The sequence below is a fragment of the Bacillus sp. N13C7 genome (genome assembly GCF_026790065.1).
Lineage (GTDB): Bacteria > Bacillota > Bacilli > Bacillales > Bacillaceae > Bacillus.
The window spans coordinates 260,604-270,823 of record NZ_JALAMO010000006.1 but is presented as its reverse complement, the minus strand read 5'-3'; the positions used below and the strand labels follow the sequence as shown (position 1 = coordinate 270,823).

The following is a 10,220-nucleotide window of genomic DNA, read 5'->3' as shown; positions in this document are numbered from 1 at the left end:
CATCGTTTTCTCTACAAGCTGACGGCTATTCAGCCGCTTAAATCAATCCATCCTGCTCATATAAATAAGAATAAGGCAAGTCTATAAATAAATACATTTGATCATCCATCGGATACGAAAACGTTCTGATCATTTCACCTGTTTCCAAATCACTGTACAAATCACTGAAAAATCCCTTTCTGAGATTTCTCATTCTCATAATGTTCTCCAGAAAATAAGGACGCCAGCTCCAATTCTTTTCCGCATATTCCGGCTGGTAAATCCATTCTCCATCTTGTTTAAACACATTTCCCGTCAGCTGGTCGCCTTCTTCATCACACATGTAAATTCTAAAGCTGCAATCTGTCAGCTCTTCCGCCAGCTTTTTAATAAAGTCATCATCAGAAGACAGATTGTTTTTTCTCAAAGAGGTCACAGCCTGATGCACTCGTTTGTAAAACTGTTCGGAGTGCTCATAGACGGTTTCCAATTTCTTTTTCTCATGTGTGATAAATTGATGAAATTCAGTTTTTAGTCTATGTTTCAATACATCTCTCTCTAGAAACGTTTCAGATGGAGACACCAAGTAATAGCCCTGAAAATAGCGGCCTCCGTTTCTCCAGGCGTACTGAAGCTGGAAGTTCGCCTCAATGTCTTCATACAGCAGCGCCGCACCGATTTTTCTTGCTAATAAAGATATGCTGTACAGCACATGCTCATATGACGGTGACGGCTGTGATACTTTCAGGGCCTGCAAATCGATTTTCAACAAATCTGGCGAAAGCAGGGCAATTCTGTCTAAGTTGCTGCTTTCTTTTCCGATGTTATCAACTGCGATTTTTATTCCGTATGTACGATAGTAGGCAAGCATATGGTAGAGCTGCTCAATATCCCCTTCAAAATTGTGCTCTGTAATTTCAAGCACAAAACGATGGAGTTCAATTCCCTTAGCTTCATATTCTTTCAGAAGCTCCAGAAAGCTTTCACCATGGTCAAGCATCAGTAGATTGGCATCCTGATTCATAAAAATCAGCAGATCAGAATCAGCCTCCAAAAAGCGGTCAAGAGCCTGGCGGATAATTCTGTTATCAACCTCTAATTTATATTCTTCGGGTATCCCTGCATCTAAAAAGAAGGGCCCGAGACTTTGGAATTCTGAATCTGCCAAAATACGTCCAAGCACTTCATACCCGATGATCTTCTGTTCCTCGGCACTGAAAATCGCCTGGTAATATGGAAGGACATCATCAATGTTCGTTAAAATATCAAGTGGATCCAACATGTTATCACCTGCTTCTCTATCTTTGTCTGATTATACCACATTGGATCCAAAGATTAATATGCTTTAAAACGGGTAAGGATTCAGCCATTGCCCCCCATCCATTGTGATACAATCCCCGTTTATATAGGATGCTTCGTCAGAAAGCAAAAACGCGGCCAAAGCGGCGATTTCCTCCGGCGTGCCCAGCCGGCCCAGCGGTACGCTGATCATTGTGCGGGCCTTCGCTTTTTTTGATTCAAAAAGCTTATCCGCACCGCCTGTTCGTTCAATTGGGCCGGGTGCGATCGCGTTTGTTCGGATGCCGTATTTGCTCCCCCACTCAACGGCCAGTGTTCTTGTCAGTGACAATACCCCTGCTTTGGCTGCAGCGGAATGAACGACCCCCGCTCCCGCTCCCCAAGCGTATGTAGCAGCCATATTTACAATGACGCCCTTCTGCTGCTGGTCGATCCAATGCCTTGCCGCGGCTTGACTGCAAAAGAATGTACCGTTTAAAACAATCTCAATGACGGCTTTCCATCCATTGGGCGTCAGCTTTTCTGCCGGACAAATAAAGTTTCCGGCCGCATTGTTAATCAGCGCGTCAAGCCGGCCAAACGCTTTTATCGCTTCTTGAATCATTTCTGAAGCGGCGGAATCAGAACGGACATCCATTTGATAACAGATAACCTGCCCCTCAAAGGTCTCAATTTCTCTTTTCGTTTCCTCAAGTGCTTCCTGTTTCCTCCCTGTCACCATAACGTACCAGCCCAATTCAGCCTGTTTTTTCGCCATTGCTTTTCCCATGCCGCTTGACCCGCCAGTAATGATAACTGCCTTTTTTTCCATGTTTCTCCCTCCTGTTGTGAATGAGTATTCATTCAATATTATTCTATCATTATATGCCTGCCTCTGTCAGTACATGCTGACATGAGATTTTTTAAAGCTACAGATGATATAATAGAAAAACTCTATTAAAGGTTGGTTTGAAATGAAAAAGATGTCCAGAAGGCAATTTCTGAAAGGTATGTTCGGCGCTCTTGCTGCCGGAGCTATAACGGCCGGCGGAGGATACGGCTATGCCAGATATCTGGAGCCGCACATGATTGAGACAACCGAACACACCATAAAAAGCTCTCTCATCCCGCACGGATTTGACGGTTTTAAAATCGTGCAGTTCAGTGATACACACTTGAGTGATTATTTTACTCTGGAAGATTTAAAAACTGTCATCCTGACAATCAATGAATGTAAACCTGATCTCATTGTGTTTACCGGTGATATTATCGATAATCCTGATACGTATCAGCAACACCAGGCAGTGATTCCGTTATTAAGAAAACTGAATGCGCCCTTCGGCAAGCTTTGTATTTATGGCAATCATGATCACGGAGGCTATGGAACTGCCGTATACAAAAGTCTGATGACAGCCGGGGGTTTTACGGTATACCGCAATGGCTATCAAACATTGACGCTCGCGGATGGCAGTGAAATTGAGATTGCATCACTTGATGACTTAATGCTAGGAAAACCCGATTATGAAGGCATCCTTTCAAGGCTAAGCGACAGTCTTTTTTCCATTCTGCTCGTTCATGAACCTGATGCAGCCTTGAATACAACAGAGTATCCAGTGAATCTTCAGCTGTCCGGCCACACACACGGCGGCCAGATTCAGCTGCCTTTTTACGGTCCGATTATTACGCCTCCATATGGAAATGTCTACACAGAGGGAATGTATCATACGGGCAGCACTCATATTTACGTAAACCGCGGCCTCGGGATGACCAGGCTGCCTTTGCGGTTTCTGGCAAAGCCTGAAATTGCTGTTTTTACCTTAAAAAGCACAAATTAATGTAGCAGGATGGGCTCCTCGTCAATACTTATAAGTAAAAAGGAGAGGATGAGGAAACTGCTTACGTACCAGGTGAAGCAAGGTGATACACTGAACAGTATCGCGGCTGATTTCAGAATCAGCACGGCTGCATTACTCCAAGCTAATCCGTCACTGCAGGCAGGGCTCACTGCGGGGCAGTCCATTGTCATCCCCGGACTGCCTGACCCTAATACAATCCCATATCATATCGCAGTCTCAATCGGAGCGAAGACCCTTACGCTGTTTCAAAATAATCGGTTAATGAAAACCTATCCCATCGCCGTTGGCAAAATCCTAACGCAAACGCCTACTGGCGAGTTTTACATTATTAACCGCCAGCGCAATCCCGGCGGCCCATTTGGCGCTTATTGGTTAAGCCTTTCAAAGCAGCACTACGGAATACACGGGACGAATAATCCATCTTCGATTGGTAAGGCTGTTTCTAAAGGGTGCATTCGCATGCATAACAAAGACGTAATCGAGCTCGCTTCCATTGTGCCAAACGGAACAAGAGTCTTAATTAACCGGTAATGTTTTCTTATTTGTTTCAAAAACAGGCGGTTTATAATATGATAAAGTGGGACCTTTAGGGTAAGGAGCGTTTTTATGGATATATTTAAAAATCGTAATTTTGTTCGACTATTTTTCGCAGCACTCGCTTCTCAAATGGGCACGACAGTAGGCAACATGGCCTTTGCTTTTTTCTTGCTGGACCGCTTCAGCAGCCAGCCTTCATATACGACCTTGGCGGAGCTGATGTATTCCCTTCCGACCGTATTTGTATTTCTGATCGTGGGAGTCGTGGCAGACCGGTTTGACAGAAAAAAGGTAGCTGAAAACTGTGATTGGATCAGAGCCGGCCTGACTGTCGTTCTTTTTTTCACTTTATTTACCGGCAATATTCCTCTTGTTTTTTGTATTTTATTTGTCAGAAGCGCTGTCACGAAGTTTTTCTTTCCGGCAGAAAACAGTTTGGTACAAGCCATCCTGCCAAAGGAGCATTATGCGAAAGCGGCAGGGCTTAACCAGATGCTTTTTAGTATTTTTATGGTGTTCGGGGTCGGAATCGGCGCTGTTATGTACAACACAATTGGAATTGAAGGCGCCATTATTCTTGATTTTGTCAGCTTTATCATTTCCGGGCTGCTGATCCGCAGCTGCCGGATTCCGAAAGAAGCCCGACAGCCAAACGGTGCATTCAGCTGGAGAAAAGCTTCTGTTAAAGATTCATTCAATGATTTTAAGGAAGGCATTCTCTATATTTTAAAAAACAAACTGCTGGCATCTCTTATATTCGGTTTCTTCATTTTTGGATTTGTCAACGGAGGATTCGCCGTATTGCCGATGTTTACAATGAAATATGGATTGGCGCCTGACCGTTATGAGTGGCATACGTCTGTATTTACGATCGCACTCGGGTTTGGGCTGCTGGCTGGAAGTGTAATCGGTACAGTCATCTCTAAAAAAGTGAAGCCGCACTTTTTAATGTCAATACCGATTTTCATTGCAGGCTTGCTGATTTTCGTCCTTGGCTATACGAACGTTTTATGGGTGTTTTACGCGGCAGCTTTTACCCTGGGAATGTGCATCGGACCGATCAACATTGCAATTGGAGGATGGATGCCAAAGATTGTTCATCCGAAGCTGATGGGACGTGTCAGCGGCTTGCAGGACCCTTTTATGATGTTTGCACAGTCTTTGACACTCGGCTTAGTTGCGCTGTTATTTCCTAAGTTCGTTTCAAACATTGATTATCTTTATTACGGCATGGGCGTTATCATCCTGCTTGTTTTTATTTTTTATTTTGTTGCACTGCCAAAATACAGTGCGCAGGCTGTAGAAGTAAATGTTCAGGAAGCATTTCAAGAGCAGCCGAAAAAGAAAGCAAGATCTGTATAATATACGTAAAAAATGCGCTTTTTTTCTTAGAAAAAAGCGCATTTTTACATTCAATATTTGCATTTCAACTTTAAAAAAGTATAATCTAATCATATAGAATTTGATTAGAGCAAAGGAGAGAAATAATGGACGACCATGCATATACGAAAGATCTGCAGCCAACCGTAGAAAATCTTTCAAAAGCAGTTTACACTGTGAATCGCCATGCAAAAACCGCCCCCAACCCTAAATACCTATATCTGCTGAAAAAACGGGCTTTGCAAAAGCTTGTCAAAGAAGGTAAAGGAAAGAAAATAGGGCTTCATTTTTCAAAAAATCCAAGGTTCAGCCAACAGCAATCGGACGTGCTTATCTCAATCGGAGACTACTATTTTCACATGCCTCCAACTAAAGAAGACTTCGAACATCTTCCGCATTTAGGTACACTTAATCAATCGTACCGAAATCCTAAAGCTCAAATGTCTTTAACAAAAGCGAAACACCTATTGCAAGAATATGTCGGCATGAAAGAAAAGCCGCTTGTGCCAAATCGCCAGCAGCCGGCTTACCATAAACCGGTCTTTAAAAAACTTGGCGAAAGTTACTTTTAAAATAAAAATAGCCGTGCCCCTTTAGGCAACGGCTGTTTTTATTTATTCGATAACATACGTATCCACTTTTTTAATCAAATCACTGATCTCAGGCTTGCTGATTTGCTCATCTGCGCCAACAACCTCTCCGCGGTGACGCAGATCATCTGTAATTAACGATGAGAAAATCATAACCGGCACATCTGAGCTTTTCGGATTTTCCTTCAGCAGCTTTGTAAGCCTGTGTCCGTCCATTTTTGGCATTTCAATATCAGTAATAATCATATCAATCTGTTTTGATAAATCAGTTTCGTTTTCAGCAAGGTTCATAATGTAGTCATATGCCTCTTTTCCGTTTTCAAACGAAGCGATATTGTTGTACCCTGCTTCTTTTAATTCATCCTGCAAGAGGCGCATTAAGAGCGGTGAGTCCTCTACAATGATAAGCTTTTTATCAGTTCTTCTTTCATCGAAGCCCTCGGTATGCATATTGTACGTATCCACACCTGAATCTGATTCGATGTCATAAATAATCTTCTCATAGTCAGGCAAAAAGATCATCAGGTCTTCGAGCTTAATAATCCCGGTAAGGTGCCGCTCCATCCCTTGATTTAATGATGTCGGTTTTTCAATAGCTTCCCAGGACACTCGGTGAATTTGCGAAACAGAGCCGACATGAAAAACGATTTTCCGTTTATTAAATTCAGTCACGATATATTTCTCGTCTTTTGATCCGTCAGGCTCAACTCCAAAAAATGAGAAGAGGCTGATCACAGGAAGAATCTCTCCTCTGAGCTTAATCATGCCTTCAACATGCTGATGAGAGTGAGGCACTGATGTCACCTCGACTGGCTGAATAATCTCTCTTACCTTCATGACGTTAATTCCGAAAGCATTATCGCCCACGCCAAACTTCACAATTTCTAATTCATTTGTACCAGAATCCAATAAAATTTCGTATTGTTGTAACGACAATTCAATCCCTCGCTATTCGCATTCAGTATTGTACTGTATATATCGGCGTAATTTGTAAAAAGTGAATGGCATGGCACTTCAAAATCGGATACTGGGAGCCACATGCTGTGATTCACAAAAAAAGAAACTTTTTTCCTAATAACCATTGACTTTCCAAGTAACAGTGATAAAATAGTCAAGGATTTTTCCAAAGAAGGGTGTAAATAATGGGTACCTTAGTAATATTTAAAGAAAATGAAATGACTGTTTTAGAAGATATCAGTGAAGAGGCTTATCTGCATATGAAGAAAGAATCAGCTGACCTTCAAGAAGAGCATCCCCCGTATATGATTTGGCACGAAGACCTTCATTTTGATTATGGTTATTAATGAAATTGGCACATATAAACAATAATAGAACATGATACAATAAAGACAATCAAATCGCTGGTTGTCTTCTTTTTTTCTGTTAAAAAAGGTATGTTTAGAAAAAAGGCGCATACAATCGAAATATATCGGCTAAACAGGTGACAAATGATCAGCTAGTGGTAAAATAGGATAAACTCATTATATTTGTTAAGGTGATGAATTATGGAACATTTGCTGAATCCGAAAGCAAGAGAAATTGAAATTTCAGGAATACGCAAATTCTCAAATCTTGTAGCACAACACGAAGATGTTATTTCACTTACAATCGGCCAGCCTGATTTTTTCACGCCGCATCACGTGAAAGCTGCCGCCAAAAAAGCCATTGATGAAAACGTGACGTCATATACGCCGAACGCCGGCTACCTCGAGCTGAGACAAGCTGTGCAGCTTTATATGAAGAAAAAAGCGGATTTCAACTATGATGCTGAATCTGAAATCATCATTACAACAGGTGCAAGCCAAGCCATTGACGCTGCATTCCGGACGATTTTATCTCCTGGTGATGAAGTGATTATGCCAGGTCCGATTTATCCGGGCTATGAACCTATTATCAATTTGTGCGGTGCCAAACCTGTCATTGTTGATACGACGTCACACGGCTTTAAGCTTACTGCCCGGCTGATTGAAGACGCTCTGACCCCTAACACCAAATGTGTAGTGCTTCCTTACCCGTCAAATCCTACCGGCGTGACTTTATCTGAAGAAGAGCTGAAAAGCATTGCCGCCCTTTTAAAAGGAAGAAATGTCTTCGTATTGTCTGATGAAATATACAGTGAATTAACGTATGACAGACCGCATTACTCCATCGCAACCTATCTGCGGGATCAAACGATTGTCATTAACGGCTTGTCAAAATCACACAGTATGACCGGTTGGAGAATTGGATTTTTATTCGCACCGAAAGACATTGCAAAGCACATTTTGAAGGTTCATCAATACAATGTGTCGTGCGCATCATCCATATCGCAACAAGCAGCGCTTGAAGCTGTGACAAACGGCTTTGACGACGCCCTGATTATGAGGGAACAGTACAAAAAACGTCTGGACTATGTGTATGACCGCCTAGTTTCAATGGGTATTGACGTTGTAAAACCGTCTGGTGCGTTTTATATCTTTCCTTCTATTAAATCATTTGGAATGTCTTCATTTGATTTTAGTATGGCTCTTTTGGAGGATGCTGGTGTGGCACTTGTGCCGGGCAGCTCGTTCTCAAAGTATGGTGAAGGATATGTGAGGTTGTCTTTCGCATACTCGCTGGACACGCTAAGAGAAGGCCTGGATCGTTTAGAGTTATTTGTATTAAAAAAACGGGAATCAATGCAGACGATAAACAACGGCGTTTAAGCCGTTGTTTTATTTTTTTGGAAATGAAATTTTAAACGCTGTGCCTTTTTCGGGATGGCTGTCCACATGGATGACTCCCTGATGATTTTCAATAATATTAAATGTCACCATCAGTCCGAGTCCCGTTCCCTTTTCTTTTGTCGTTAAAAATGGTTCTCCAATCCGGTTCAGCACTTTTTCAGGTATGCCTTCTCCTTCATCTTTGACAGTGACATGAACAGAACGCTCATCCTCAGTGATGATAATGTCTACTGTTCCCCCATTAGGCATAGACTCCACTGCATTTTTAATTAAATTAATGAACACCTGCTTCAATTGGTTTTGATCCCCGTTTATATAAATGCTGTCTTTTTCATAGCTGGTTCTGATAAAAATACCATTCAAATTTGCCTGTGTTTCTAACAGTGCCGAGACCTCACCAATTAATTTTTTTAGGTTTAAATATTCTTTTACGGCATTTTGCTGGGGTTTCGCCAGCATTAGCAGCTCACTAAGGATTAATTCAATACGGCTGAGTTCAGAAAATACAATATCAAAGTAATGTTCATTTCCTTCCATCGTCGGTTTCATCAGCTGTAAAAATCCTTTAATCGCTGTTAGAGGGTTCCGGATCTCATGGGCAATTCCCGCCGCAAGCTGCCCAGCGATTGATAATTTTTCCGATTTGAGCATCAATTCTTCTGTTTGTTTTCTCTCAGAAATGTCACGAAGAATGACTTGGACAGCCGCTTCACCAAAAAAGGTCGTCGGAATGCAGACCATCTCCGTATAGATGACCCTGTTCTGGAAGGTAAACCAGGATTGCTTGACAATTTCTGATTCTGTTTTTTGCTCGGCAATGTTTTGGATTCGCTCTTTTACGTCCTCATGATCGCATGGATGCAGCTGATCGTATATGTTTTTGCCAATTAAATCTTCGTAGGTAGCCGCTTCAAACAGTGAAATTCCCGACTCATTCATAAATACCCATTTGCCATTATGAATCACTGCAATGGTATCAATCGAGTTTTGAATCAGCAGCTGATATCGTTCGCGGCTTTTTTGCAGGATGGTTTGGAATTTTTTCCTTGAAGAGATGTCGATCAGCAGCAGCAGCTCAGCCTGCTGGTTTTTGTAGACGGTCGGGGACGCTTTCACTTCTAAATGAACAGGTGTGCCATCAAGCCTTTTCCACGTCTGTTCTATCATTCCGACTTCCATTCCTTTTTGCATTCGTATAATCCTGTTTTTCACGATATCATGATATTCTTCTTCAATAAATTCATAGGACCATTTGCCAATAATAGCGTCCTTGCTATTCGCTCCCAGCATTGAAAGCATCGCGCTGTTTACATAGGCGATTTTGCCTTTGACACTGATGCATAGCGGACTCGGGAGATTTTCAACTAACCGTTCATAATCATCCGTTATATATGTAGTCGATTCCGGGCTTGCAGGCTCGATTTCATGTTTCTCGCAGTTTAGGGATTGATGGCCTGTTTCTTCTTCAAGAACCTTCATTTTCAAAATGATTTCCCGTTCTGTCCGCTCAGCTCTTGTCGTAACGATTTCTACCGCAGCCTCCACCCACACAATCGTATGATCTTTTTTAATGAAACGAAAGGTGCACGGCATCAGATGATGTTCATTATAAAAATAGCTTTCGACTAAAAATTGGTCTTCCTCATGAAGAAACGTTTTGAGGAATGATCCGATCATCTCTCCTTGGAGATAGCCTAAATGCAGTTTGGAGTTGGCAGATATATAAATGATGCGTCCATTAGAGGCCAAGACTGCATGAATATCGGTTTTTGTTTGAAATGGTTTAACATGCTGCGTATCCTGTTCCACAGAATCCCTCCTTTGCATGATCATCGTGTTTCGACATATACAGATTGACTTTTACCTAGTATGATTCGCTAGAAAATGAGTAT

At 42.0% G+C, this 10,220-nt stretch carries 10 protein-coding genes; 6 read left to right on the top strand and 4 right to left on the bottom strand.

The genetic code is table 11. The annotated features are described in order from the left end of the window. Nucleotides 1–37: 37 nt before the first annotated feature. Nucleotides 38–1,261, bottom strand: coding sequence for an EAL-associated domain-containing protein (locus tag MOB98_RS08165; RefSeq protein WP_268362229.1), 1,224 nt, complete (start codon nucleotides 1,259–1,261; stop codon nucleotides 38–40). A gap of 63 nt (nucleotides 1,262–1,324) precedes the next feature. Beyond that, nucleotides 1,325–2,089: a 2,4-dienoyl-CoA reductase gene (gene fadH, locus MOB98_RS08160; RefSeq protein ID WP_268362226.1), complete on the bottom strand. Its 765-nt coding sequence runs from the start codon at nucleotides 2,087–2,089 to the stop codon at nucleotides 1,325–1,327. Nucleotides 2,090–2,231: 142 nt separating this feature from the next. Between fadH and MOB98_RS08155 the strand changes: the two genes are divergently transcribed. The 4 genes from MOB98_RS08155 to MOB98_RS08140 all read left to right on the top strand — a co-directional run bounded on the left by MOB98_RS08155 (nucleotide 2,232) and on the right by MOB98_RS08140 (nucleotide 5,602). Further along, nucleotides 2,232–3,092, top strand: coding sequence for a metallophosphoesterase (locus MOB98_RS08155; protein ID WP_268362223.1), 861 nt, complete (start codon nucleotides 2,232–2,234; stop codon nucleotides 3,090–3,092). A 57-nt stretch (nucleotides 3,093–3,149) separates the two neighbouring features. Beyond that, nucleotides 3,150–3,644, top strand: coding sequence for a L,D-transpeptidase family protein (locus MOB98_RS08150; protein WP_268362231.1), 495 nt, complete (start codon nucleotides 3,150–3,152; stop codon nucleotides 3,642–3,644). 75 nt (nucleotides 3,645–3,719) lie between these two features. Further along, nucleotides 3,720–5,012, top strand: coding sequence for an MFS transporter (locus MOB98_RS08145; protein ID WP_268362220.1), 1,293 nt, complete (start codon nucleotides 3,720–3,722; stop codon nucleotides 5,010–5,012). A 125-nt stretch (nucleotides 5,013–5,137) separates the two neighbouring features. Further along, nucleotides 5,138–5,602 (top strand): YkyB family protein, encoded by a 465-nt coding sequence (locus MOB98_RS08140; RefSeq protein ID WP_003232406.1) that lies wholly within the window; start codon nucleotides 5,138–5,140, stop codon nucleotides 5,600–5,602. Nucleotides 5,603–5,644: 42 nt separating this feature from the next. Here the strand turns inward: MOB98_RS08140 and cheV are convergent, their stop codons facing one another. Beyond that, entirely contained in the window at nucleotides 5,645–6,556 is a 912-nt protein-coding gene (cheV, locus tag MOB98_RS08135; protein WP_268362217.1) for a chemotaxis protein CheV, read from the bottom strand. Between the two features lie 206 nt (nucleotides 6,557–6,762). Here cheV and MOB98_RS08130 point away from each other — a divergent pair, with 206 nt between their 5' ends. Together MOB98_RS08130 and MOB98_RS08125 are read left to right on the top strand one after the other, a co-directional pair. Next, on the top strand, nucleotides 6,763–6,924 hold the full coding sequence (locus MOB98_RS08130) for a hypothetical protein (RefSeq protein ID WP_268362215.1): 162 nt from the start codon (nucleotides 6,763–6,765) through the stop codon (nucleotides 6,922–6,924). 201 nt (nucleotides 6,925–7,125) lie between these two features. Further along, nucleotides 7,126–8,307, top strand: a complete 1,182-nt coding sequence (locus MOB98_RS08125) for an aminotransferase A (RefSeq protein WP_268362213.1) — start codon at nucleotides 7,126–7,128, stop codon at nucleotides 8,305–8,307. Between the two features lie 9 nt (nucleotides 8,308–8,316). Here the strand turns inward: MOB98_RS08125 and kinA are convergent, their stop codons facing one another. Beyond that, on the bottom strand, nucleotides 8,317–10,137 hold the full coding sequence (gene kinA, locus MOB98_RS08120) for a sporulation histidine kinase KinA (protein ID WP_268362210.1): 1,821 nt from the start codon (nucleotides 10,135–10,137) through the stop codon (nucleotides 8,317–8,319). Between the last annotated feature and the right edge of the window lie 83 nt (nucleotides 10,138–10,220).

Bases quoted from the DNA above. Each gene is read 5' to 3' on its own strand.
- MOB98_RS08165 (WP_268362229.1), bottom strand. From the start codon at position 1,261: ATGTTGGATCCACTTGATATTTTAACGAACATTGATGATGTCCTTCCA.
- fadH (WP_268362226.1), bottom strand. From the start codon at position 2,089: ATGGAAAAAAAGGCAGTTATCATTACTGGCGGGTCAAGCGGCATGGGA.
- MOB98_RS08155 (WP_268362223.1), top strand. From the start codon at position 2,232: ATGAAAAAGATGTCCAGAAGGCAATTTCTGAAAGGTATGTTCGGCGCT.
- MOB98_RS08145 (WP_268362220.1), top strand. From the start codon at position 3,720: ATGGATATATTTAAAAATCGTAATTTTGTTCGACTATTTTTCGCAGCA.
- MOB98_RS08140 (WP_003232406.1), top strand. From the start codon at position 5,138: ATGGACGACCATGCATATACGAAAGATCTGCAGCCAACCGTAGAAAAT.
- MOB98_RS08130 (WP_268362215.1), top strand. From the start codon at position 6,763: ATGGGTACCTTAGTAATATTTAAAGAAAATGAAATGACTGTTTTAGAA.
- MOB98_RS08125 (WP_268362213.1), top strand. From the start codon at position 7,126: ATGGAACATTTGCTGAATCCGAAAGCAAGAGAAATTGAAATTTCAGGA.